General features: G+C 73.8%; 26 protein-coding genes. 15 read left to right on the plus strand and 11 right to left on the minus strand.

From position 1 onward, the window contains the following. Positions 1-160: 160 nt before the first annotated feature. From DZG00_RS17265 to DZG00_RS02440, 4 genes are all read right to left on the minus strand, one after another. A complete protein-coding gene (locus tag DZG00_RS17265) occupies positions 161-493 on the minus strand; it encodes a Rossmann-fold NAD(P)-binding domain-containing protein (protein WP_233549231.1) in 333 nt (110 codons plus the stop codon). Beyond that, entirely contained in the window at positions 490-1,029 is a 540-nt protein-coding gene (locus DZG00_RS17270) for an SDR family oxidoreductase (RefSeq protein WP_233549232.1), read from the minus strand. Before DZG00_RS17270 ends, DZG00_RS17265 begins: the two co-directional genes overlap by 4 nt. Positions 1,030-1,319: 290 nt before the next feature. After that, positions 1,320-2,210 (minus strand): carbohydrate kinase family protein, encoded by an 891-nt coding sequence (locus DZG00_RS02435; RefSeq protein WP_119455350.1) that lies wholly within the window; start codon positions 2,208-2,210, stop codon positions 1,320-1,322. Further along, the gene (locus DZG00_RS02440; protein ID WP_119382471.1) at positions 2,203-3,255 is read right to left on the minus strand and encodes a LacI family DNA-binding transcriptional regulator; all 1,053 of its coding nucleotides are present in this window, start codon (positions 3,253-3,255) and stop codon (positions 2,203-2,205) included. Before DZG00_RS02440 ends, DZG00_RS02435 begins: the two co-directional genes overlap by 8 nt. Positions 3,256-3,368: 113 nt before the next feature. Here DZG00_RS02440 and DZG00_RS02445 point away from each other — a divergent pair, with 113 nt between their 5' ends. Genes DZG00_RS02445 through DZG00_RS02460 form a run of 4 tightly spaced genes read left to right on the plus strand, consistent with a single transcriptional unit; the run spans position 3,369 to position 6,593 of the window. Continuing rightward, positions 3,369-4,460: a substrate-binding domain-containing protein gene (locus DZG00_RS02445; RefSeq protein WP_119382472.1), complete on the plus strand. Its 1,092-nt coding sequence runs from the start codon at positions 3,369-3,371 to the stop codon at positions 4,458-4,460. Positions 4,461-4,462: 2 nt separating this feature from the next. Next, on the plus strand, positions 4,463-5,509 hold the full coding sequence (locus DZG00_RS02450) for an ABC transporter permease (protein ID WP_119382475.1): 1,047 nt from the start codon (positions 4,463-4,465) through the stop codon (positions 5,507-5,509). Further along, positions 5,506-6,303, plus strand: coding sequence for an ATP-binding cassette domain-containing protein (locus DZG00_RS02455; protein ID WP_119382473.1), 798 nt, complete (start codon positions 5,506-5,508; stop codon positions 6,301-6,303). The genes DZG00_RS02450 and DZG00_RS02455 overlap by 4 nt, the downstream gene beginning before the upstream one ends. Then, complete coding sequence (locus DZG00_RS02460) at positions 6,300-6,593, plus strand: putative quinol monooxygenase (RefSeq protein ID WP_119382474.1); 294 nt, start codon at positions 6,300-6,302, stop codon at positions 6,591-6,593. Before DZG00_RS02455 ends, DZG00_RS02460 begins: the two co-directional genes overlap by 4 nt. Before the next feature lie 84 nt (positions 6,594-6,677). Here DZG00_RS02460 and DZG00_RS02465 read toward each other — a convergent pair whose 3' ends face one another. Then, positions 6,678-7,430, minus strand: coding sequence for an SDR family NAD(P)-dependent oxidoreductase (locus DZG00_RS02465; protein ID WP_119382741.1), 753 nt, complete (start codon positions 7,428-7,430; stop codon positions 6,678-6,680). A 191-nt stretch (positions 7,431-7,621) separates the two neighbouring features. Here DZG00_RS02465 and DZG00_RS02470 point away from each other — a divergent pair, with 191 nt between their 5' ends. From DZG00_RS02470 to DZG00_RS02480, 3 genes are all read left to right on the plus strand, one after another. After that, on the plus strand, positions 7,622-9,697 hold the full coding sequence (locus DZG00_RS02470; protein ID WP_119382740.1) for a PhoX family protein: 2,076 nt from the start codon (positions 7,622-7,624) through the stop codon (positions 9,695-9,697). Positions 9,698-9,825: 128 nt separating this feature from the next. Next, entirely contained in the window at positions 9,826-10,164 is a 339-nt protein-coding gene (locus tag DZG00_RS02475) for a biopolymer transporter Tol (protein ID WP_119382739.1), read from the plus strand. A gap of 61 nt (positions 10,165-10,225) precedes the next feature. Beyond that, entirely contained in the window at positions 10,226-10,831 is a 606-nt protein-coding gene (locus DZG00_RS02480) for a hypothetical protein (protein WP_119455351.1), read from the plus strand. A 13-nt stretch (positions 10,832-10,844) separates the two neighbouring features. On the opposite strand, the gene DZG00_RS02485 is transcribed toward DZG00_RS02480, so the two are convergent. Next, positions 10,845-11,276 carry a hypothetical protein gene (locus tag DZG00_RS02485; protein WP_119455352.1) on the minus strand — a complete coding sequence of 144 codons (432 nt, stop codon included), beginning with the start codon at positions 11,274-11,276 and terminating at the stop codon, positions 10,845-10,847. Between the two features lie 84 nt (positions 11,277-11,360). Here DZG00_RS02485 and DZG00_RS02490 point away from each other — a divergent pair, with 84 nt between their 5' ends. Continuing rightward, a complete protein-coding gene (locus DZG00_RS02490) occupies positions 11,361-12,098 on the plus strand; it encodes a ZIP family metal transporter (RefSeq protein ID WP_119383089.1) in 738 nt (245 codons plus the stop codon). Between the two features lie 45 nt (positions 12,099-12,143). Here the strand turns inward: DZG00_RS02490 and DZG00_RS02495 are convergent, their stop codons facing one another. Next, positions 12,144-12,698, minus strand: a complete 555-nt coding sequence (locus DZG00_RS02495; RefSeq protein WP_119383088.1) for a MarR family winged helix-turn-helix transcriptional regulator — start codon at positions 12,696-12,698, stop codon at positions 12,144-12,146. A gap of 179 nt (positions 12,699-12,877) precedes the next feature. Here DZG00_RS02495 and DZG00_RS02500 point away from each other — a divergent pair, with 179 nt between their 5' ends. The 3 genes from DZG00_RS02500 to DZG00_RS02510 all read left to right on the plus strand — a co-directional run bounded on the left by DZG00_RS02500 (position 12,878) and on the right by DZG00_RS02510 (position 16,516). Beyond that, positions 12,878-14,713, plus strand: a complete 1,836-nt coding sequence (locus DZG00_RS02500; RefSeq protein ID WP_119455353.1) for a MinD/ParA family ATP-binding protein — start codon at positions 12,878-12,880, stop codon at positions 14,711-14,713. Positions 14,714-14,793: 80 nt separating this feature from the next. After that, a complete protein-coding gene (locus DZG00_RS02505) occupies positions 14,794-16,137 on the plus strand; it encodes an MATE family efflux transporter (protein ID WP_233550069.1) in 1,344 nt (447 codons plus the stop codon). A gap of 154 nt (positions 16,138-16,291) precedes the next feature. Next, positions 16,292-16,516: a DUF2188 domain-containing protein gene (locus tag DZG00_RS02510; RefSeq protein ID WP_119382218.1), complete on the plus strand. Its 225-nt coding sequence runs from the start codon at positions 16,292-16,294 to the stop codon at positions 16,514-16,516. A gap of 124 nt (positions 16,517-16,640) precedes the next feature. On the opposite strand, the gene DZG00_RS02515 is transcribed toward DZG00_RS02510, so the two are convergent. The 3 genes from DZG00_RS02515 to DZG00_RS02525 are packed head-to-tail and all read right to left on the minus strand — an operon-like array spanning position 16,641 to position 18,223. Next, positions 16,641-17,492, minus strand: a complete 852-nt coding sequence (locus tag DZG00_RS02515; RefSeq protein WP_119382217.1) for an aldo/keto reductase — start codon at positions 17,490-17,492, stop codon at positions 16,641-16,643. Positions 17,493-17,552: 60 nt separating this feature from the next. Beyond that, positions 17,553-17,711, minus strand: coding sequence for a hypothetical protein (locus DZG00_RS02520; RefSeq protein WP_233549076.1), 159 nt, complete (start codon positions 17,709-17,711; stop codon positions 17,553-17,555). Next, complete coding sequence (locus tag DZG00_RS02525) at positions 17,708-18,223, minus strand: ASCH domain-containing protein (protein ID WP_119382216.1); 516 nt, start codon at positions 18,221-18,223, stop codon at positions 17,708-17,710. The genes DZG00_RS02520 and DZG00_RS02525 overlap by 4 nt, the downstream gene beginning before the upstream one ends. A gap of 58 nt (positions 18,224-18,281) precedes the next feature. Between DZG00_RS02525 and DZG00_RS02530 the strand changes: the two genes are divergently transcribed. Together DZG00_RS02530 and DZG00_RS02535 are read left to right on the plus strand one after the other, a co-directional pair. Next, on the plus strand, positions 18,282-18,818 hold the full coding sequence (locus tag DZG00_RS02530) for a hypothetical protein (protein WP_119382215.1): 537 nt from the start codon (positions 18,282-18,284) through the stop codon (positions 18,816-18,818). A gap of 66 nt (positions 18,819-18,884) precedes the next feature. Beyond that, positions 18,885-19,445 carry a GNAT family N-acetyltransferase gene (locus DZG00_RS02535; protein WP_119382214.1) on the plus strand — a complete coding sequence of 187 codons (561 nt, stop codon included), beginning with the start codon at positions 18,885-18,887 and terminating at the stop codon, positions 19,443-19,445. Here DZG00_RS02535 and DZG00_RS02540 read toward each other — a convergent pair. Continuing rightward, entirely contained in the window at positions 19,442-19,960 is a 519-nt protein-coding gene (locus tag DZG00_RS02540) for a GNAT family N-acetyltransferase (protein WP_119382213.1), read from the minus strand. The two genes, DZG00_RS02535 and DZG00_RS02540, sit on opposite strands and share 4 nt — an antisense overlap. 6 nt (positions 19,961-19,966) lie before the next feature. Between DZG00_RS02540 and DZG00_RS02545 the strand changes: the two genes are divergently transcribed. Beyond that, entirely contained in the window at positions 19,967-20,269 is a 303-nt protein-coding gene (locus DZG00_RS02545) for an HIT family protein (RefSeq protein ID WP_119382212.1), read from the plus strand. 158 nt (positions 20,270-20,427) lie between these two features. Beyond that, positions 20,428-21,347 (plus strand): DMT family transporter (locus DZG00_RS02550; protein WP_147359908.1); only part of this gene is annotated, 920 nt, incomplete at its 3' end.

Genomic DNA, 21,347 nt, shown 5'->3' on the forward strand with positions numbered 1-21,347 from the left:
GGATCCTCACCGCGGGATCCGCCGACGCTGGCCACGCCGCGGCGCTCCCCGGCGGCGCGCTCCCCGCGCTCGTCGCGGCGCTCACCGCGTGCGCGGGTGTGGCCGCGCTGGCCCTGGCGCTCGCCCGCTGAGCGGACGGCGGATCCGGGCTCGTGCCGCACTACGAGGCGGTCGCGAGCAGCTCGCGCACGTAGTCCTCGTAGGACCGGGGCGCATGCCCGAGGATCGCGCTGAGACGCTCGATGGCCTCGGGGCTCCCGACGAGGCCGTCGCGCTGGAAGCCGGAGTACATGCGCTCGTAGTCGTACACGAGCCAGGGGGGCATGGAGGCCAGGGACGCCTCGCGCCAGGCCGCCAGGTCGTCTCCTCCGTAGGTCACGGTCGTCCCGAGGGCCTCGGACAGGGCCGCGGCCGTCGCCTCACCGGTCCACGCGGTCGGGCCGGCCACGTCGATCGGACCGGCGAGCTCCGTCCCCGGGGTCAGGGCGCTCACCGCGACCTCCGCGATGTCGCGCACATCGACCCGGGAGACTCCCGCCCCGCCGAGGGGCTGCGGTAGACGCCGTCGTGGATCGCGTCGAGGTACCAGAGGTCGTTCTGGAAGAAGTTGTTGACCCGGAGGAAGCAGGCCTCGACGCCGCTGTGCTCGAGGAGGGACTCCACGGCGAGCTTCGCGGAGTTGTGGGGCACCTGCGGCGCCCGGTCGAGGTCCTGGACGGACAGGTAGACGATCCGTCGGACACCCGCCGCCACGGCGTGGTCCACCGCGACGGTCGTCTCGTACAGCTCGGTGGGCGTGCCCGTCAGGGACAGGAACATCTGCTGGACACCCTCGAAGGCCGGCATCGCGGAGTAGGGGTCGCCCAGATCGCCGACCACGCCGTCGACGCCGTCGGGGAGATCCGCGAGCCGCCGCGCGTCGCGGCTCATGGCCCTCAACCCGGTCATCCCCCGACGGAGCGCCTCGGCGATGACGGCCGATCCGACCGTCCCGGTCCCGCCGACGATCAAGGTCCGTGCGTCGTCCATGGTGATCCTCCTCGTCTGCTCCATCGGTGCGCGGCGCAGGGCCCGCAGCCGTCTGCCGAGGAGGGGTGTCGTCGGCGGACGCGTCACGGAGGACTGCGCTGACCTGCTCGAGCACCGCCGCCGAGGGGGTCCCGCTCGGCGGTTCGATCGATTCGTTCGAGGAGACGCTACGCCGCACGGGGGAACCGGATCGCACGGCCCCGAGCACCGGTAGCCTGCGCCCTGCGCCCTGCGCCCTGCGCCCTGCGCCCTGCGCCCTGCGCCCTGCGCCCTGCGCCCTGCGCCCTGCCTCAGGCCGTCGGCATCCGCAGGAGCGCGCCGTGCTCGCGGCAGGTGGCCGCGGCGATCGCCATGCAGGTGCGGAGCATCGCCTCGCCCTCCTCGGGGGTGCGCGGTGCACCCCGGCGCGCGATGGCGTCGGCCGCGGCGGCGAGGCACGCGTCGCCGGCGCCCATGGTGTCGACGATCGGGCGCGGATCCGGCGCGATGCCGGCCGCCGCCACCGCCCCGTCCTCGAGCTGCACGGACGCGCCGCGCGCGCCCTCGGTGGCCAGCACGAGGCGGCTGCCGGCCGCGTGCAGCGAGGAGCGCGCGTCGACCAGCGCACCGAGGCCCAGCAGCTCGGTGTCGTCGTCGCCGATCTTCACGAGCAGCGACTCCGCTGCGGCGCGCGCGAACCCGGCGCGGAACCGCGCGGCGTCGTGGAGCATGCCGGCGCGGGGGTTCGGGTCGACGAGGAGGCGCTCGCGCGGATCCCGCACGGCGGACAGCAGCTCGTCGGCCTGGTCGTGGTCGTCGTACGGGAAGCAGCTCACGACCACGAGCGACGCCGCGTCGAGCGCCGCCCGCTCCGCCTCGCCGATGCGCACGCGCCGGTTCCACGCGGCCTCGTTGAAGGAGTACCGCGGCTCGCCGTCCACGCGCTCGCTCACCGCCACGGAGGTGCCCGACGGCCCGACGGTGGCGATGAGCTCGACCCCGTGCGCGTCGAGCTCGGCGCGGATGCGGGCGCCGTGCGCGTCGTCGCCGACCATCGCGACGAGCTGCACGCGGTGCCCGAGGATCGCGAGCCCGACGGCGACGTTGAGCGCGGCCCCGCCCACGAACGCGGTCTCCTCGTCGCCTTCGCGGATGAGGTCGATCAGGGCGTCGCCGACGACGACGATGGGCTGGTCATGCATGGCGGGGGACCTCTCCTGAGCCTCGGACGATGAGCGTGGTGGGGATGACGACGGTCTGCGCGGGGCCCTGATCCCCGTCCAGCCGGGCGAAGACGCGCTCGGCGGCGGCGTGGCCGATGCCCGAGGGGTCCTGCGCGATCACGGTGACGGCCGGATCCAGCAGGGCCGCCATCGGCAGGTCGTCGAACCCGACGAGCGCGATGCGCCGGTGGGCGTCGTGCCGCCTGAGGGCCGTGATGACGCCGATGGTGATAAGGTTCTGCCCGCTGACGATCGCGGTCGGCGGCTCCGGCAGGGCGAGCAGGCGCTCGGCGAGCGCATCCGCCATGCTCTCGTCGTACGCGCCCTCGAGGACGAGCTCGGGCGCCACGGGCAGGCCGCGCCGCTGCATCTCCTCGACGAAGCCGCGCTCGCGCTCCCGGGCCGTGAAGATTTCCGGCCGGTCGCCGAGGAACGCGATGCGCCGGTGGCCCTGGTCGGCGAGGTGCGCGACGGCCCGGGAGATGCCGGCCGCGTTGTCGGTGATCACCGCGTCCGCCGCCATGCCCGTGGGCACGCGGTCGACGAACACCGCGGGCGTGCCGCGCGACGCCGCGACGCCGAGGTAGGCCTGGCTGGGCGCGATGGTGGTGAGGATCAGCCCGTCGACCCGGCGGGCCAGGAAGGCGTCGATGGAGGAGCGCTCGCGCTCGGGGTCATCGTCGAGGCTCGAGGCGAAGACGGCGACGCGGCGCTCCTTCGCCACGTCCTCGACGGCCCGGTGCACGGCTCCCGAGAACGGGTTGGCCACGCTGCCGACGAGGAGGCCCAGCGTGTTGGTGCGCCGGTCGGCGCGGCGCAGGTTGCCGGCGTGGAGATCCGGCTGGTACTGCAGCTGCTCGACCGCCGCGCGCACCCGCTCGGTCATCTCCGGGGAGACGTTGGCCTCGCCGTTGACGACGCGCGAGACGGTCTTGATGCCCACGCCCGCGAGCTTGGCCACGTGCTTCATCGTGGGGCGGGGCGCGGCGGACGATGATACGGGCGGGGATGACAACGGTGTCACGGATGGGTCTCGCTTCCTGCGCAATGGCTTGACCATACCCGGTCGCACCCGCTAGACCTCTCCTTGACAACGTTGTCGGGAGCGTGCTCCCACCCGAAGGACAGGATCCATCAATGACGAACCGATCCCCGCGTTTCGTGCGCAGCATCGCCCTCGGCTCCGCGGCCCTCATCGCCGCGGCCGGGCTCACCGCCTGCTCGAGCTCCAGCTCGGGCAGCGGATCCGACGGCTCCGGCGACGTCGGCGTCTCGCTCATCGTGAAGACGACCACCAACCCGTTCTTCGTGGCGATGCAGGACGGCGCGAAGGACGCCGCCGCGTCCTCGGGCATCGACCTCACGCTCGCGGCCGGCAAGGAGGACGGCGACGAGGACACCCAGATCCAGGCCATCGAGAACGCCATCTCGAAGGGCGACAAGGGCATCCTCATCACCCCGAACGGCCCGTCCGTGGTCGACGCGATCCAGAAGGCCCGCGACGCCGGCCTCTTCGTCATCGCCCTGGACACCGCGCCCGACCCCGCCGACGCCGTCGACATCACGTTCGCCACGGACAACTTCGCGGCGGGCGAGTCCATCGGCAAGTGGGCCGCCGCGCAGCTCGGCGGGAAGAAGGCGACCATCGCCCTGCTCGACCTCTACGACGACAAGGCCGTCTCGGTCGACTACGACCGCGACCAGGGCTTCCTCACCGGCATGGGCATCGACGTGGCGGACGAGACCACGAACGGCGACGAGGCGAAGACGGGCGACTACAGCGGCGGCGACTACGAGATCGTCGGCAACGAGGCCACGCAGGGCGCCGAGGACGGCGGCCGCACCGCGATGGAGACGCTGCTGTCGAAGGAGCCCGACATCAACGTCGTCTACACGATCAACGAGCCGGCGGCGTTCGGCGCGTACCAGGCGCTGCAGGCGGCCGGCAAGGAGGAGGACGTGGTCCTCGTCTCGGTCGACGGCGGCTGCGCGGGCGTCGAGAACGTGAAGGAGGGCGTCATCGGCGCCACCGCCCAGCAGTACCCGGTGAAGATGGCGCAGCTCGGCGTCGAGGCGATCGCCCAGCTCGCGAAGGACGGCACCAAGCCGGCCACGAGCGCCGGCCTCGACTTCTTCGACACCGGATCCGCGCTCGTCACCGACACCCCCGTCGACGGCCTCGACAGCATCACGGCCGACGACGCCGCGACGAAGTGCTGGGGCGAGTGACCGTGAGCCGGACCACAGCCGACCCGAACCCGCCCACCTCCGCGCTCGACCTCGCCAACGAGTTCCTCGACCGGCGGACGCCCCTCGACCGGATCCGCGGCGTGCTGCACCGCTACCCCGCCGTCAGCCCCGCCGTCGTGCTGGTCCTCGCGATCATCGTGTTCGGCCTGCTCAACGACCGCTTCCTGGATCCCGCCAACCTGTCGCTCGTGACGCAGCAGGTCGCCGTGGTCGGCACGCTCGCGGTGGCGCAGACGCTGATCATCCTCACCGCGGGCATCGACCTGTCGGTGGGCGCGGTCATGGTGCTCACGTCGATGGTCATCGCGCAGACCGCGAGCCAGAACGGCCTGCCTGCACCGGCCGCGCTGGTCGCCGGGCTCGTCGTGGGCCTCGCGGCCGGCGCGTTCAACGGCCTGCTCGTGACGCGGCTGCGGCTCCCCCCGTTCATCGTCACGCTCGGGACGCTGAACATCTTCGTGGCGCTCACGCTCCTCTACTCCAACGGCGCCACCGTCCGCGGCGTGGACATGCCCGCGGCGCTGTCGTGGACCGGGCGCACGTTCGACCTCGCCGGCGTGAAGATCAGCTTCGGCGTGGTCCTCATGCTCGTGCTCTACGTCCTGGTCGCGTTCATCCTCGGCAAGACGGCGTGGGGCCGGCACGTCTACGCGGTCGGCGACGACAAGGAGGCCGCGCGCCTCGCCGGCATCAGCGTCAACCGGGTGCTGATGAGCGTGTACCTCGCGGCGGGGGCGATCCTCGCGGTCGGCGCGTGGATCGCGATCGGCCGCAGCAACGCCGCCAGCCCGAACGCGGGCGCCGACCTCAACCTCGACTCCATCACCGCGGTGGTCATCGGCGGCACGAGCCTCTTCGGCGGCCGCGGCACCGTGTGGGGCACGCTCCTCGGCGCGCTCATCGTGGGCGTCTTCCGCAACGGGCTCTCGCTCGCCGGGCTGGACGTGCTGTACCAGACCCTCGCGGTGGGCGTCCTCATCATCGTGGCGGTCTCCGTCGACCAGTGGATCCGAAAGGTGCGCAAGTGACCCTCACCGACCCCGCGGGGAGCGCCCCCGCCCCGACCCGCACGCCCGTGCTCGAGGCGAAGCGGCTCGTGAAGACCTTCGGCCGCGTGGTCGGCCTCGACGGCGTCAGCCTCGAGCTCTTCCCGGGCGAGGTGCTCGCGATCATCGGCGACAACGGCGCCGGCAAGTCGACGCTCATCAAGTGCCTCACGGGGGCGGAGACGCCCGACGAGGGCGAGCTGTTCCTCGACGGCAAGCCGGTCTCGTTCAAGCGGCCGCAGGACGCCCGGGCCGCGGGGATCGAGACGGTGTACCAGAACCTCGCCGTCTCGCCCGCGCTCGACGTCGCGTCGAACCTCTACCTCGGGCGGGAGAGGCGGAAGAAGGGGATCCTCGGATCGGTCTTCCGCATGCTCGACACGGCCGGGATGCGCCGCGAGGCCAAGGCGGAGCTGACCGAGCTCGGCATCTCGACGCTGCAGGACGTGACCGTGCCCGTCGAGAACCTGTCCGGCGGGCAGCGTCAGGCGGTCGCCGTGGCGCGCGCCGCCGCCTTCGGGTCGAAGGTCGTCGTGCTCGACGAGCCCACCGCGGCGCTCGGCGTGCGCGAGTCGAACCAGGTGCTGGAGCTGGTGCGGAACCTGCGCGACCGCGGCATCCCGGTGATCCTCATCAGCCACAACATGCCGCAGGTGTTCGAGGTCGCGGACCGGATCCACATCCAGCGCCTCGGCAAGAAGGCCGCCACGATCACGCCGCAGTCGCACTCGATGACCGACGCGGTGGCGATCATGACGGGCGCGGCCACCGCATGACCGCGACGGTGCTGTACGCGGAGTTCACGGCGCTGCCCGGGCACGAGGAGCAGGTCGCGCGGATGATCGCCGACCTCGCCGAGCTCGTGCGCGCCGAGCCCGGGAACGTGGTGTTCGAGCCGTACCGGCGGGTCGAGGATCCGGCGCGCTTCGTCGTGCACGAGGTCTACCGCGACGACGCCGCGTTCCAGGCGCACATCGGTGCGTCGTACGGCGCGGCCTTCAACGCGGCGCTCGGGCCGCTGATCGTGGAGGACGGCTCGCAGCTCACCTTCCTCGCGCCCGTCTGACGGCGCGCCACCGGACCGCGGCCGCCCGGCGTCTCGACGCGCCGGGCGGCCGCTCGTGTGCGGCGCGGGTGCGTCAGGCCGCGATCAGCGCGCCGAGTAGCCGCCGTCCACCAGGTGGTAGCTGCCCGAGATGAAGGACGCGTCGTCGCTGAGGAGGAACAGCACGAGGGCCGACACCTCCTTGTCGGTGCCGAGGCGGCCGGTCGCGTGCTGGCTCTCGAGGTACGCGAGGGCGTCGGCGGAGAGGGACGAGCGCACTAGCGGGGTGTCGATGAAGCCGGGGCCGACCGCGTTGGTGCGCACGCCGCGCGCCGTGTACTCGAGGGCCGCGACCTTGGTGAGTCCGACGAGGGCGTGCTTGCTCGCGACGTAGGCGGCGTTCTGCGCGAAGCCGACGGATCCCAGCACCGAGCTCATGTTGACGATCGCGCCGCCGCCCGCCTCCACCATCGCGGGGAGCTGGTAGCGGAGGCCGTAGAAGACGCCGTCGAGGTCGACCGCGCGCGTGCGGTCCCACGCCGCGATGTCGTACTCGCCGATGTCGGCGGCGGGCGCGCTGATGCCGGCGTTGTTCACGGCGAGGTGCAGGGCGCCGTACGTGTCGATCGCGTGCGCGACGGCCTTCTCGGAGTCCTCCGCCTTCGAGGTGTCCTGGCGGAACGCGGTGGCCGTGCCGCCCGCCGCCTCGATCTCGGCGACGACGCGCTCGGCCGCCTCCAGCTGGATGTCGGTGACGACGACCGACGCGCCCTCCTCGGCGAGCGCGCGGGAGATCGCGGCGCCGATGCCGCTGCCGCCGCCTGTGACGAGCGCGGTCTTCGTGTCGAACCTGGCCATGGGGATCCTCCTCGGGTGTCGGCGACGCGGACCGCGCCCCCCTTCGACGGTACGCCCGCGCGATCCGGCCATCCCCGGTTCACCCGGCGTCCACCGGGGAGTCGGGGGCGCGCCCGGGGGCGCCAATACCTTCCAAGCGTGATGCGTCCGCCGTTCCCGGTGGAGACGCCCGAGATCGATGGAGACCCCACATGACCCTCATCCGCGAGAACCACCACCGGCTGCTGCCGATCCTGTCCCGCGATCCGCACGCGCGCGGCAAGCGCAGCACCGTCACCTGCCACCTCAAGTGCGACGACGCGTGCACGAAGCCCGTCCCCAACACCACCGACAACTCCTACTTCCGCGACATCGCCGGCCGCGCCCTCTCGCGCCGCACGCTGCTCGGCGGCGCGGGCGCCGGTGCCCTCGCGATCCTCGTGGCCCAGAACGCCGCCGCTCCCGGCGCCGAGGCCGCCGCCGCGCAGGCCGCGTCGAACCTGCCCTTCCAGGCGATCACCCCCGTCGACGCCGCGGTCGACCAGTTCACCGTGCCCACCGGATACCGCTGGCAGCCGATCATCCGCTGGGGCGACCCGCTCTTCAGCTACGCCGACGACTTCGACGCGGACAACCAGACGGCCAAGCTCGCGTCGCGCCAGTTCGGCTACAACAACGACTACCTCGACATCATCCCGATCAACTCGCGGAACAAGGAGGCGCTGCTCGTCGCCAACCACGAGTACACGAACGAGAACATCATGTTCCCGCCCGCGGCCGACGACGCCGAGCTCGACGAGCAGCGCCGCATCGGCAAGGCCTCGCACGGCATGTCCGTCGTCGCGCTCCGCCGCAAGACGGTCGGCCAGCCGTGGACGTACACGATCGGCCACCACCGCAACCGCCGCATCACCGCGGACACCCCGTTCGCCGTCTCCGGCCCCGCCGCGGGATCCGCTTCGCTGCGCACGAAGGACGACCCGAAGGGCACGAAGATCCTCGGCACCCTCGGCAACTGCGCCGGCGGCACCACCCCGTGGGGCACCGTGCTCTCCGGCGAGGAGAACTTCAACGGCTACTTCCGCACGGCGGGCACCAGCGCGTCCGACAAGCGCTACGGCCTCGCCGACAAGGCGACGACCCGCGGCTGGGAGGAGATCGACCCCCGCTTCGACGCGCGGAACGCCGGCTACGAGAACGAGCCGAACCGCTTCGGCTGGATCGTCGAGGTCGACCCGTTCGAGCCCGGCGAGGCGCCCGTGAAGCACACCGCGCTCGGCCGCTTCAAGCACGAGGGCGCCAACGTGATCCTCGGCAAGAGCGGACACGTCGCCGCGTACATGGGCGACGACGAGCGCTTCGACTACCTCTACAAGTTCGTCTCGCACGACACGATGGTCGTGGGCACCTCGCGCCAGGACCGCCGCAGGAACAAGCAGCTCCTCACGCGCGGCGCGCTGTACGTGGCGCGCTTCACGGGCGACTCGCCCGTCGCGGAGATCACGGGCACCGGCCAGGTGCCGTCCGACGGCCAGTTCGACGGCATCGGCGAGTGGATCCCGCTGGTCGTCGACGGCGTGTGCCAGATCGCCGGCTTCACCACCGAGGAGGCGCTCGTGCACACGCGCCTCGTCGCGGACGCCGCCGGCGCCACGAAGATGGACCGCTGCGAGGACGTCCAGCCGAGCCCCGTCACGGGCAAGGTCTACGTCGCCTGCACCAACAACACCGACCGCGGCAAGGCCGGCAAGGAGGGCGCCACGGAGATGAACCCGCGGACGACCAACCGCGACGGCCACATCGTGGAGATCGCCGAGGACGGCGGCGACGCGCGCTCCACCACCTTCACGTGGAACCTGCTGCTCGTCGCCGGCGACCCGGCGAAGAACGAGTCGACCTACTTCGCGGGCTTCCCGAAGGACAAGGTCTCGCCCATCAGCTGCCCGGACAACGTCGCGTTCGACTCCGAGGGCAACCTCTGGATCTCGACCGACGGCGCCCCGAGCACCATCGGCCTCAACGACGGCCTGTTCAAGGTCCCCGTCGAGGGCGCCGAGCGCGGCCACGTGCAGCAGTTCCTCTCCGTGCCCACCGAGGCGGAGACCTGCGGCCCGGTCGTGCACGACACCGAGGGCATGGTGTTCGTCGCGGTGCAGCACCCGGGCGAGGACGGCTCGTTCGCCGAGCAGCACTCGTTCTTCCCCGACTACGTGCCCGCCGGCGTCACCCCGCCGAAGGGCGCCTGGCGCGGGCCGCGCCCGTCGGTGATCCAGGTGTGGCGGGGCTGATCCGAGACGAGCTGATCAGAGGGCCGGGGCGTGCGTGCGCCCCGGCCCTCGTGCGTGCGCGGATCCCGCGCCTGGCCTGTCGCGGCGCGCGGTCGGGCGGCGGACACGGCCGGGGCTAGCGTCGGATCATGACCGAGCGCCCGGACGATCCCGACACCGACGCGTCCGACGCCGCGATCGAGGCGGAGCGCTGGCTGGTCGTCGACGGGCGGCGGTGGCCGCGCACGGATCCGTCGCTGCCGGCCGACGTGGTCGACGCGCTGAAGTCCCATCTCGGGCGCGGGCGCTCCGGCGTCCGCACGGCCAGGCGCGCAGGCGACGACGACGCGGTCGCCTCGGCCCGCCACAGGGTCGGCCTCGCGAAGCACGGCCTCGGCGAGCGCGGACCGCGCTGGTGGGACGAGCCGGAGGATGACCGCCTCGAGCGCGCCCGCGAGGCGCTGCGCGCGCTCGACGCGCTGGACTGACAGGTCGGACCGGCGGACCCGCCGGCGCGTCCGAGTCGTGCGACCAGGCCAGGCTGGACGCATGCAGCTCTACTCCGCGCTCCCCCTCGTCCGCGCCCGGCAGATCGCGGCCGACACCGCGGCGCTCGCGGGCATCGTCGTGTCGGTGCTGGTGGGGATCGCCGTGGCCGCGCTCATCCGCCCGCTCGGCGACCTCGGCCGCAGCATGGAGACCTCGGGCACGCGGCTCAGCGGCGCGATGACCGACGCCGCGGACGCGCTCGGCGGGCTGCCGCTCGTGGGCGACGCCGCGCGCGGGCCGTTCGAGGACGCGAGCGGCATCGGATCCGGCCTCGTGCAGGCGGGGCGCGACCAGCAGTCGCTCGTCGGCACCATCGCGCTCGTGCTGGGTCTGCTCGTGGCACTCGTGCCGATCGCGTTCATCGTGCGGCACTGGCTGCTCCGCCGCGTCTCGTTCGTGCGCCGCGCGGCCGCCGCCCGGCAGCTCGCCGCGACACCCGGCGGCACCGAGCTGCTCGCGCTGCGGGCGCTCTCGTCGCGGAAGCCCGCGGCGCTCCTGAAGGCGCACCCGGATCCGGTCGCCGCCTGGCGCGCGGGCGACCCGCGCGTGGTGCGCCAGCTCGCCGACCTCGCGCTCCGCGACGCGGGGGTGTCGGCGGGGCGGTGATCTGCGGCGTCCGCTAGCCGCGTCGTCGGTCGCGCAGCCGGAGGATCCCCTCGGTCACGGGCACGGCGACTATGGCCGACGACGCGACGAGGGGCGCGCCGAGCAGAGCCGTCATCGCGATGGATCCGCCGTCCCCGGTGGTCCACCCGGCGACCGCGACGAGCGCCCACGTCAGGGCCAGGATCGCCGCGATCGACGCCGCCCAGAGTGCCGGCCACGGGGCGCGGCCGCGCCGCAGGTGGTACGGCGCGGCGCCGACCGCGGCTATGACGGCCGCCAGCAGCGAGGCCGCGAGCACCGGCGCGATGAGCTCGACGACGTCGCGACGCCCCTCCGACAGCAGGACGAGGCCGGCGACCGCGACACCCGCGATCGCCGCTGAGACGGCCAGGAGCGCTGCGGCCGTCCGCCGCCGGCCGGCCGTGGTCCCCCGGGTGATCCGCATCCGCCCCATCAGATCGGCTCCGCGCGGATGGCGCAAACCGGGTCGACGTGACGCGGGGCGCGTGCGAGGAGCATCCTCGGAGGCATGTCGCCTCTCCTCCTGGCCGGGCTCGCCGGCCTGCTCTCCGGGCTGTCGCTCGTCGTCGGATCGCTCGTCGCGTGGTTCGTGAAGGTGCCGCGCGAGGTCGTCGCGCTGGTGATGGCGTTCGGCGCCGGCGTGCTCATCTCGGCGCTGTCGTTCGACCTGGTCGACGAGGCCGCGGCGAGCGGCGGCGTGATCCCCACGCTCGGCGGCTTCGTCGCGGGTGCGGTCGTGTACGTGGTGCTCGACCAGGTCCTCGAGCACGGCGGCTTCCGCCGGAAGCACCACGGGAAGTCGGGCGGCGGGGGCGGCACGGGAGTCGGGATCGCGCTCGGCGCCCTGCTGGACGGCGTGCCCGAGACGGCCGTGCAGGGCCTCAGCCTCACGGGCGGCGGGGCGCTGAGCATCGGCGTGCTCGTCGCGGTCGTCATCTCGAACTTCCCCGAGGGAATGTCGAGCACGGCCGACCTCAAGCAGTCCGGCCGGAGCGCGCGCTACGTCTTCGGGCTGTGGACCTCCATCGCCGTCGTCTGCGCGCTCTCGTCGCTCGCCGGGTACGCACTGCTCGGCGGCCTGCCGGAGAGCGGGCAGTCGGTCGTGATGGCGTTCGCGGCCGGTGCGATCCTCGCGATGATCTGCGACACGATGATCCCCGAGGCGTTCCGCAAGGCGCAGGCGCTCACCGGGCTCGTGACGGTGCTCGGGTTCGTGGCGAGCTACGCGGTGCACCAGGCGGGGTGACGCGGCAGGGCGAGGACGAGCGAGGCCGGCTCGGGCAGCGCCGGCTCAGGCGTCCGCGGGCCGGTCGCGCGGCGACACGTTGAAGCGGTGCAGCAGCGCCGCGAGCTGCTCGACCTCCGCCGTCTCCCACCCGGAGAGGCGGTTCTGCAGGCGCTCGCGCGTGCCCATCCGCACGTGCTCGAGGCGCTCCTCGGCGAGCGGCGTGAGGGTGAGGATCGTGGAGCGGCGGTCCTCGGGATCCGGCTCGTCCTGCACGTAGCCGGCCTCGCGCAGCACGCGGAGGTGCCGGCTCACCGAGCTCTTGTCCATGAGGAGGCCCGTCGCGACGGCGCCGGCGGATGACGGCCCTGCGGTGCGGATCCAGCGCGCGACCGCGAACGCACCGGGCTGGAGGCCGGCGTGGAACGCGGCCGCCTCCTCGATGCGCAGCGAGCGGATCGACATGAGCAGTGCCCCGAGCTCGGACGCGACGGACGAGACGGCGGCCGGGCGATCGCCGGCGGGCGCGGCGGGGACGGTCGCGTCGACCCCGGGGTCGCCGTTCGCGGGCGCCCCGAACGGCGTGTCGGCGAGGCGGTCGAGGGTCGGGTCCGGGATCACGTGCCGACCCTAACCGACGCCGATCCGGGCATCCGGTGCGCGGTGGACGGAGGTCCGCGGCGAGGGCGCACCGGCTCCCGGGCGGGGGCGCGAAGCCGGGGGCGATCCGCGGGAGCCGGGCGCGGGACCGCCCCCTGGTAGCCTCGTCCGCGCAGGCGGGGACGACGAAGGCGAGCCACATGACCGACGACACGCACGACACCGGCCACCGCGACGGCGGGGCGGTCGAGCCTCCCCTCCTCAGCCGCAGGGAGCTGCGCCGCCGCCAGCAGGAGATGGAGCGGGGCTCCGCCGAGGCGTCGGGCGACGCGCACCGCTGGGTGGATCCGTTCCCCGCCGTGCCGCGCACCTCCGAGGGCGGGCTGTTCGGTCCCGACCGCGTGCGCCCCGGATCCCCCGCCGACGCCCCCGCCGATGACACGTCGTCCGCAGACGACGAGGCCGACGGCATCGACGACCTGGCGCCCGGTGCGCCGGAGGACACCTTCGCCGACACCGAGGACACGCGCACCGATGACGTCGAGGTCGTCGGCACGCACGCGTTCGACGAGCTGTTCGTCGAGGACGAGCGCGAGGCCGAGGTGGACGCCGCTGAGGACGCCGACGACGACGCCGAGGACCTCCCCGCGGGCGGGTCGGCGCCGGACGGATCCGCCGCCCCCGCCGCCCCCTCCGCCTTCGACGCGGTCGTCGCCCCTGCGGTGGGATCCACCTGGAGCGTCCCCGCGCCGCACGTCGTGAACGCGCACCCCTTCCGCATGCCGCTGCGCCCGTCGTCCGAGGTCGAGCAGGCGAAGGTCGCGGGCACGGACGACGATGCCTCCGACGCGCAGGCCGACGCGTCGCAGGCCCCGATCACCCCCGCGGGCTCCGAGCGCGTCGCCGCGCCCGCCCCCACGGCCGCCCCCGAGCCGACCCCGGTCGCATCGCTCCCCGCCGCGCCCGACGAGGACGAGGATCCCGCCGAGGCCCGCCGCCCCGGCACCGACCTCACGGCTTTCCCCGACGCGGATCCGCAGCGCTACGCCATGCGCACCCCGCGCGCCGACGCCGCCGCGAGCGCCCTCACCCTCTTCCCCGAGCAGTCCGGCCACCGCCCGCCCCGCGGCCCCGCGGTCGCGCGCACCGGCTTCCGCGGATTCCTGAACACCGTCACGGGCGGGGTCTTCAAGATCGGACCCGGCTCCGAGGAGGCCGCCGCGAACGCGGAGGTCGCCCGGCGCGAGGGCGACGAGCGCATCATCCGCCAGGCCACGTGGTCGCGCGCGGTCAGCGTGCTGGTCGCGAACCGCAAGGGCGGCGTGGGCAAGACGCCCACCAGCCTCATCCTCGGCGGCGTGCTCGGCTCCATCCGCGGCGGATCCGTCGCCGTGGTCGAGGTCACCGACGATCCCGGAGCGCTCGGCTACCGCGCCGAGGGCCAGCCGCAGCGCGGGCTCGGCGAGCTCGTGCGCGACCGCGACGAGATCCACTCCGCCGGCCAGCTCGCCGGCTACACGGCGCCGCAGACGAGCTTCGCGTCGGTCGTCGCATCCGTCGGGCCGCGCCGCGAGCTCACGGGCGAGGACGTGATCGGCGTCTCGCGCCTCATCGACGAGTACTACGCGGTGCGCGTGATGGACTCCGGCAACCAGCCGTCGTCGTCCGCCTTCCGCGGCGCGATCGAGGTCACCGACGTGCTCGTCGTCCCCGTGCTCAACGCGGGCGATGCGGTGCTCGAGGCCGTCGCGCTGCTCGACTTCCTGCGCGAGCTCGGCGGCCACGCGGCCATGCTCGCCGACAACGCCGTCATCATCCGCCTGCACGACGGACGCCCGGAGGACCCCGCGGTCGTCGCGCGCATCGACCGGATCCTCGACGACGCCCGCCCGGCCCAGATCTTCACGGTGCCGTACGACGCCCACATCGCCGAGCGCGGGCCGATCTCGCTCGCCTCGCTCGACCCCGAGGTCGCGCGCGCCTTCACGGCCGCGACCGCCGGGGTCGTGCAGCGGCTCGCGCACGCGGTCCGCTGACGGGCGCGCCCAGGGGCGGACCCACCGGGCGGCGCCCGCGGATCCGCCGCCCGCTCGACCGCGAGATCCTCGCGCTGGCCGTGCCCGCGCTCGGCGCGCTCGTGGCCGAGCCGCTGTTCCTCCTCACCGACACCGCGCTCGTCGGGCACCTCGGCAGCGCGCCGCTCGCCGGTCTCGGCATCGCGAGCGTGATCCTGCAGACCATCGTCGGCCTGCTCGTCTTCCTCGCCTACGCGACGACGCCCACGGTCGCGCGGCGGCTCGGCGCGGGCGACCGGCCGGGCGCGATCCGCGCGGGCATCGACGGCCTGTGGCTCGCGCTCGCGCTCGGAGCCGTGGTGCTCGTGCTCGGCCTCCTGTTCGCGGATCCGCTCGTGCGCGCCCTCGCCGACACCGGCGGCGCCGACGTCGGCGGCTCCGATGCGAGCCGTGCAGCCACCGCCGCGGTGGTCGACGCCGCGAGCACCTACCTCGGCATCTCGCTGCTCGGGATCCCCGCGATGCTCCTCGTCATCGCCGCCACCGGCCTCCTCCGCGGCCTGCAGGACACGCGCACCCCGCTCGTCGTCGCGGTCTCCGGGTTCGCGGCGAACGCGGCGCTCAACGCGCTCCTCATCTATCGGCTCGGGTTCGGCATCGCCGGATCCGCGTGGGGCACCGTGATCGCGCAGTGGGGCATGGCCGCGGTGTTCGTCGTGATCGCGGTGCGCGCCGCCCGCGAGACCGGCACGACCCTGCGGCCCGGCATCCGCGGCGTCGCGCGCTCGGCGGCGTCGGGCGGGTGGCTGCTGGTGCGCACGGCGTCGCTCCGGGCGGCGATCCTCGCGACCGTCGCGGTGGGCGCGGGGCTCGGGGTCACCGGGCTGGCGACCCTGCAGATCGCGCTCACGCTCTTCTCGACCGTCGCGTTCGTGCTCGACGCCCTCGCCATCGCCGGCCAGGCCCTCGTCGGTCACGGCCTCGGCGCCGACGACGTGCCGCGCGTCCGGGCGGTCGCCCGCCGGCTCGTGCAGTGGGGCGTGGGCCTCGGCGTGATCCTCGGACTCGTGCTCGCCGCGCTATCGCCGCTGCTCGGGCCGGTCTTCACGGGCGACGCGGGGATCCACCGCATGCTCACCGCCGTGACCCTCGTGCTCGCCGTCGGCCTGCCGGTCGCCGGGTACGTGTTCGTGCTCGACGGCGTGCTCATCGGCGCCGGCGACGCCCGCTACCTCGCCCTCGCGGGGCTCGTGAACCTCGCGATCTACGCGCCCGCGCTGATCCTCGTCGCCTGGCTCACCGAGACGGGCCGCGTCGCCGGCACCCCCGCCCTCCTCGCGCTGTGGGCCGCGTTCGGCCTCGTCTACATCGGCGCCCGCGCGCTCACGCTGGGCCTGCGGGCGCGCGGCGACCGGTGGATCGTGACGGGGGTCGCGCGGGCGTGAGGCTGTGCCGCGCGAGACGCACACGTCACGAACAAAGTCCTCTGCTTCGCAAGACGCGCAAGCAATCGCCGCAGCTCATCACCGAATTAAATGCTGTAAACTTCGATCCGGATTTGCCTTGGACTTATGCCCGCTATTCACTTACTGTTGAATTATGGCTAAAGGTGACATCAGCACGTACAACGATGACGGCGTCTGGAAGAGCAAGGTAGAGGGCAGCTCTCGAGCCGCGCACTCCGGTGGCACAAAGGCCGAGCAGCAGGCAGTTGGTCGCGAAATGGCAAAGGAGCGAGCTGTGGAGCACACAGTCCGCAAGCTAGATGGCACCATCGGTGAGAAGAACTCGTACGGAGACGATTCAAACCCTCCTAAAGGCTGAATCGGTTTTCATCGCAGGTAGGTATCCGGCGCGGCCCGCTGACCTCCTGAGACTGAGTCTTCTCACTAAAACTAGACGAATCTCCAACAGATGCAGTGGCCGCAGACCCTGCCGAAGATCCGCCTCAGTACATCGCGAGCGGACCCGACCCCGTCGGCCCCGGGAACGCGCGGTCGAGCGCGGCGAGCGTCTCGTCCGGGATCAGGAGGTCGAGCGCCGCGCGGTTCTCGGCGACGTGCGCGGCCGTCGCGGCCTTGGCGGTCGCGAAGACGTGCGGGGCCTGGCGGACGACCCAGGCGAGCGCGAGCTGGCCGGCGCTCACGCCGAGCGGCTCGGCGAGGGCGGCGAGCGTCGGATCCGTCGCGAGCCGCCCCTGGTCGAGCGGCGAGTACGCCATGACGGGCATCCGCCGCGACCGCGCCCACGGGATCACGTCGCGCTCGGGCCCGCGCTGGGCGAGGTTGTAGAGGACCTGGTCGGTCTGCGCGTCGGCGCCGCCGGGGATCGCGGCGAGCTCGTCGAGGTCGACGGCGTCGAGGTTGCTGACGCCCCACGCGCGGATCAGGCCCTCCTGCACGAGCTCCTGCATGGCGGCGACCGTGTCGGCGAGGGGGTGGGATCCGCGCCAGTGCAGCAGGTAGAGGTCGAGGCGGTCGGTGCCGAGGCGCGCGAGGCTGCGGCGGGCCGCCTCGCCCGTGCCGCGGCGGGACGCGTTCGACGGCAGCACCTTGCTGATGAGGAAGACCTCGTCGCGGCGGCCGGCGATCGCCTCGCCGACGAGCTCCTCGGATCGCCCGCTGCCGTACATCTCGGCCGTGTCGATCGCGGTGAGGCCCGCGTCGATGCCGGCGCGCAGGGCGTCGAGCTCGGTCGCGCGGGCGGCGGGCTCGTCGCCCATGTTCCAGGTGCCCTGCGCGAGGGCGACCGTGCTGCGGCCGTCGGGGAATGCGGTGCGGGGGATCTCGGTGTCAGCCATCGGTCCATCCTGCGCTCCACCCACCCCATGCGACCAGGGCGGCACGACCGGCGCTCAGCCTCATGCGGTCGCGTGCCGCATCTCGAACCGCGGGAGATCCAGCGCGCCGAGCGTCGCGACGCGCGCCGCCGGGATGCTCGGCACGGCGATCCACCACGCGGCCCCGCCGAGCGCCTGCGCTCCGAACCAGAGGCGGGCGGGGATGCGCGCCCGGGTCACCGCGGGTCCGCGTGCTCCGGCGGCCACACCACGGCGAAGCGCTCGAACACGATCTCGTCGCCCTCCGACCACGCGGCACCGCGGGCCGCGCTCACGCGCTCCCAGTAGATGCGGTGCTGCGTGCGCCAGCTCTCGAGCGACAGGTCGTCCTCGCCCTCGTCGTGCGCGAAGGCGGCGTCGGCGCTCGTGAAGGGGCCGACGCGGAGCTCGGTGCTGCGGATCACGATGCGCGGCGCCCCGGTGCTGTCGCAGGCGATCCAGTGCGAGCCGATGCGCGGCACCTCGTCGCCGCGCGCGAGGAAGTCGGCGACGAGCTCGGCCGTGGCGCGCTTCCGGCCCGACAGCACGATCCCGAGGAGCTCGTCCGCGAGCCGGGCGTGGTCCCCGAAGTGCTCGACCGTGTGCTCGGGTCCGGCCGCGACGGCCTGCGGGTGCGCCTCGGCGTACGCGGACCACATCCGCTCGGCGGCCTCGAGATCCGGCGGGGAGACGGGCGCGGTCGCATCGCTCATGGACCCGATGCTCCCACGCCGCCGGGCGGCACGCGGGCCGCGCCCCTAGCCTGAACCCTTGACCGACAGAGACCAGCCGCCCGCACGGGACACCCGCGGCCGACGCGCCCCCGACGGCGAGCAGCGCTCCGAGGCGCTGAAGGAGCGGATCTACGTCACCTTCACCGCGCTCGCGGTCACCATCGCGACCGAGCGCGAGGCGGATCACGCGACCGTGGGCGGCGCCGCGCTCACCCTCCTGCTCACGGTGGTCGGCACGCTGCTCGCGGTGTCGGTGGCCGAGTACATCGCGCAGATGGTGCGCGACGGCGAGGTGCCGGACCGCCGGGACGTCGGCCACATCCTCTACGTGGCGCTCAGCTCGCTGGGCGCGCTGCCCGCGCCGCTCGCGATCCTCGGCCTCTCCGCGCTCGGCGTGCTCGACCTCGCGGCGGCCCTGCGGATCATCGCGATCGTGCTCGTGGCGACGCTCGTGATCGTGACGCTCGTCGCGGTCCGGCGCCTGCGCGTGTCCCTCGGCGTGAAGCTCCTGGTGCTCGCGGGCGTCGCGGTGCTGGGCGTGGCGGTGCTCGTGGTGGAGCTCGCGGTCCACTGATCCGCCGCGCATCCGCTTCCCGATGCTCGCAGCCGACCCGCGGGGACCGGCACGTACCGTGAGCGCATGATCGCGTCTCCCCTGCCCGCGCTCCTCGAGACCGCCCGTCTCCGGCTGCGGCCGCTCGGCCCGTCGGACGTCGACGTCGTGCACCGCCTCTGGGCCGAGCGCGATCCGCGCCATCCCCCGCACCGCCGCATCGACGACGAGGGGCGTCCGTCGCGCGAGGAGGTCCGCGAACGGCTGACGGTGCAGGCGGAGGAGTCGCTCCACACGGGGATCGGGCTGCTCGCCGTCGAGCGGCGGGACGAGCCGGGCGTCGTCGGGTACTGCGGGCTGGTCGTGGGCAGCGCGTCCGTCGAGGAGCCGGAGATGGCCTTCGAGCTGCTGCGCGACGTGCACGGCCGGGGCATCGCGACGGAGGCGGCGCGCGCCGTGGTCGACGCCGCCCGCGCGACGGGACGCGCCCGGCTGTGGTCGACGGTCCGTCGGTGGAACACCGCCTCCTTCCGCGTGCTGGGGAAGGCGGGCTTCGCGGAGAGCGGTCGCGTCACGCCGGATCCCGAGCACGGCGACACCGTGTGGATGGCCTGCGACCTCCGGGACCCGTCCGCCGACGGCGCCTAGCCCGCCCGCAGCTCCCAGCGGGTCTCCCCCTCGACGCGCACGTCCGTCGGCGCGAGCCCGAGCCGCCGGGCGACGGCCTCGGACGCCGCGTGATCCGGGTGGATGTTCGCGCGGACGATCCCGACGCCGTCCTCCCGCAGCCACGCGACCACGGCCGCAGCGCACTCGGCTGCCGCGCCGGATCCCTGCGCCGCGGTCCCCACGAGCCACGCCACCTCCGCCATGCGCGCCCCGCCCTCCTCGGTCACGGTCGCCTGCACGAACCCGGCGGCCCGGCCCGAGGCGCGGTCGCGGATCACCCACACGAGCCACCGCGCGGATCCATCCGGCGAGCGCCCGACGGCCTGCCGCGCGAACCTGGCCCGCAGCGCCTCGAGCGTCGGCGGCTCGCCTCCGGTGAAGCGGTACAGCGCGGGATCCGCGAGCACCCCGACCATCTCCCCCGCGTGCGCGACCACCAGCGGCTCGAGCGCGAACCGCGCCGTGGCGAGCACGGTCGCGGGCGTCGTCGTCATCGCCCGATGCTCCCACGCATCGGGCGCACTGACCCCGTGCCGGGTCCCTTCACCGCCCTGCCCCCGCACGCGCACGTCGCGTCCGACGCGCTGGCCTTCGCGATCCCCGACGCGAACCCCGTGTCTCCGGGTCACAGCCTCGTGATCCCGCGCCGCGAGATCGCGACCTGGTTCGGGGCGACGCCGGAGGAGCACGCGGCGATCGCAGCGCTCCTCTCCGAGATGGAGGAGGGACTCGACGCCGAGCTGCACCCCGACGGCCCCATGGACGGGCCGATCGCCGGCCGTGGCCAGCACCCTGCCGGCTGACGTCGGCCGGAGCCCGCCGGTGCCGTCCGCCCGTCGCACCCCGCCGATACAGTGACGACGTGACACCCCGCGGCGCACCGGCGCCCTCCGCATCCGCCGCATCCGCCTCGCCGCTCGGTCTCCCCGGCGGCCGCCGCATCGCCGTGCAGTTCGCCGCCATGGGCACCGTCTGGGGCGCGAGCTTCCTCTTCATGAAGGTCGCGCTCGAGGGCGTCTCCTTCGGCCAGGTGTCGTGGACGCGGCTGGTGCTCGGCGCCCTCGCGCTCGGCCTCATCGTCGCCGCCCGCCGCCTGCCGCTGCCGAGGGAGCGCGTCGTGTGGCTGCACTTCGCGGTGGTCGGCGTCGTCGGATCCGCCATCCCCTATTCGCTGTTCGCGTGGGCCGAGCAGCACGTCACCTCGGGCGTCGCGAGCATCTACAACGCGACCACGCCGATCATGACCGCGCTCCTCGCCACCCTCGCGTTCCGCGTGGAGAAGCTGGGCCGCCGGCAGCTCGCGGGCATCGCGCTCGGCATCGTGGGCGTGGTCGTGATCATCGGCCCGTGGCGCCTGACCCCGTCCGCCGAGGCCGCCGCATCCGGCCAGCCGCTGCTCGAGCTCGCCGGCCAGCTCGCGTGCCTCGGCGCGGCCGTCTGCTACGGGATCACGTTCAGCTACCTCCGCCGCTTCCTCACCCACCGCGGCATCCCCGGCGTCGTCACCGCCTTCATGCAGATCGGCATGGGCGCCGCCGCGATGATCCTCGCGACCCCGTTCCTCGCTACCGGCCCCGTGACGCTCGACCTGCCCGTCGTGCTCAGCCTCGTGGTGCTCGGCGTGGTCGGCACGGGCCTCGCCTACCTCTGGAACATGAACGTGCTCCTCGCCTGGGGACCCACCGCCACCTCGACCGTCACCTACATCACGCCCGTGGTCGGCGTCGCGCTCGGGATCCTCGTGCTCGGCGAGACCCTGCACTGGAACGAGCCCGCGGGCGCCGTCCTCGTGCTCCTCGGCGTGCTCCTCTCGCAGGGCCTGCGGCGGGGAGCCCGCGGATCCGCCGCCCGCGCCGCCGCCGCCGCCGCCGCGACGGTGAG

It is taken from the genome of Clavibacter lycopersici (assembly GCF_003576405.1).
Classification (GTDB): Bacteria; Actinomycetota; Actinomycetes; order Actinomycetales; family Microbacteriaceae; genus Clavibacter; species Clavibacter lycopersici.

Excerpts from the sequence above, each read along its gene's own strand:
- DZG00_RS02465 (WP_119382741.1), bottom strand. The coding sequence starts at position 7,430 with ATGGCCAGGTTCGACACGAAGACCGCGCTCGTCACAGGCGGCGGCAGC.
- DZG00_RS02470 (WP_119382740.1), top strand. The coding sequence starts at position 7,622 with ATGACCCTCATCCGCGAGAACCACCACCGGCTGCTGCCGATCCTGTCC.
- DZG00_RS02540 (WP_119382213.1), bottom strand. The coding sequence starts at position 19,960 with ATGACGACGACGCCCGCGACCGTGCTCGCCACGGCGCGGTTCGCGCTC.
- DZG00_RS02525 (WP_119382216.1), bottom strand. The coding sequence starts at position 18,223 with ATGAGCGATGCGACCGCGCCCGTCTCCCCGCCGGATCTCGAGGCCGCC.
- DZG00_RS02490 (WP_119383089.1), top strand. The coding sequence starts at position 11,361 with ATGTCGCCTCTCCTCCTGGCCGGGCTCGCCGGCCTGCTCTCCGGGCTG.
- DZG00_RS02545 (WP_119382212.1), top strand. The coding sequence starts at position 19,967 with ATGCTCCCACGCATCGGGCGCACTGACCCCGTGCCGGGTCCCTTCACC.
- DZG00_RS02535 (WP_119382214.1), top strand. The coding sequence starts at position 18,885 with ATGATCGCGTCTCCCCTGCCCGCGCTCCTCGAGACCGCCCGTCTCCGG.
- DZG00_RS02460 (WP_119382474.1), top strand. The coding sequence starts at position 6,300 with ATGACCGCGACGGTGCTGTACGCGGAGTTCACGGCGCTGCCCGGGCAC.
- DZG00_RS17270 (WP_233549232.1), bottom strand. The coding sequence starts at position 1,029 with ATGGACGACGCACGGACCTTGATCGTCGGCGGGACCGGGACGGTCGGA.
- DZG00_RS02500 (WP_119455353.1), top strand. The coding sequence starts at position 12,878 with ATGACCGACGACACGCACGACACCGGCCACCGCGACGGCGGGGCGGTC.
- DZG00_RS02510 (WP_119382218.1), top strand. The coding sequence starts at position 16,292 with ATGGCTAAAGGTGACATCAGCACGTACAACGATGACGGCGTCTGGAAG.
- DZG00_RS02475 (WP_119382739.1), top strand. The coding sequence starts at position 9,826 with ATGACCGAGCGCCCGGACGATCCCGACACCGACGCGTCCGACGCCGCG.
- DZG00_RS02485 (WP_119455352.1), bottom strand. The coding sequence starts at position 11,276 with ATGCGGATCACCCGGGGGACCACGGCCGGCCGGCGGCGGACGGCCGCA.
- DZG00_RS02515 (WP_119382217.1), bottom strand. The coding sequence starts at position 17,492 with ATGGCTGACACCGAGATCCCCCGCACCGCATTCCCCGACGGCCGCAGC.
- DZG00_RS02435 (WP_119455350.1), bottom strand. The coding sequence starts at position 2,210 with ATGCATGACCAGCCCATCGTCGTCGTCGGCGACGCCCTGATCGACCTC.
- DZG00_RS02480 (WP_119455351.1), top strand. The coding sequence starts at position 10,226 with ATGCAGCTCTACTCCGCGCTCCCCCTCGTCCGCGCCCGGCAGATCGCG.
- DZG00_RS02445 (WP_119382472.1), top strand. The coding sequence starts at position 3,369 with ATGACGAACCGATCCCCGCGTTTCGTGCGCAGCATCGCCCTCGGCTCC.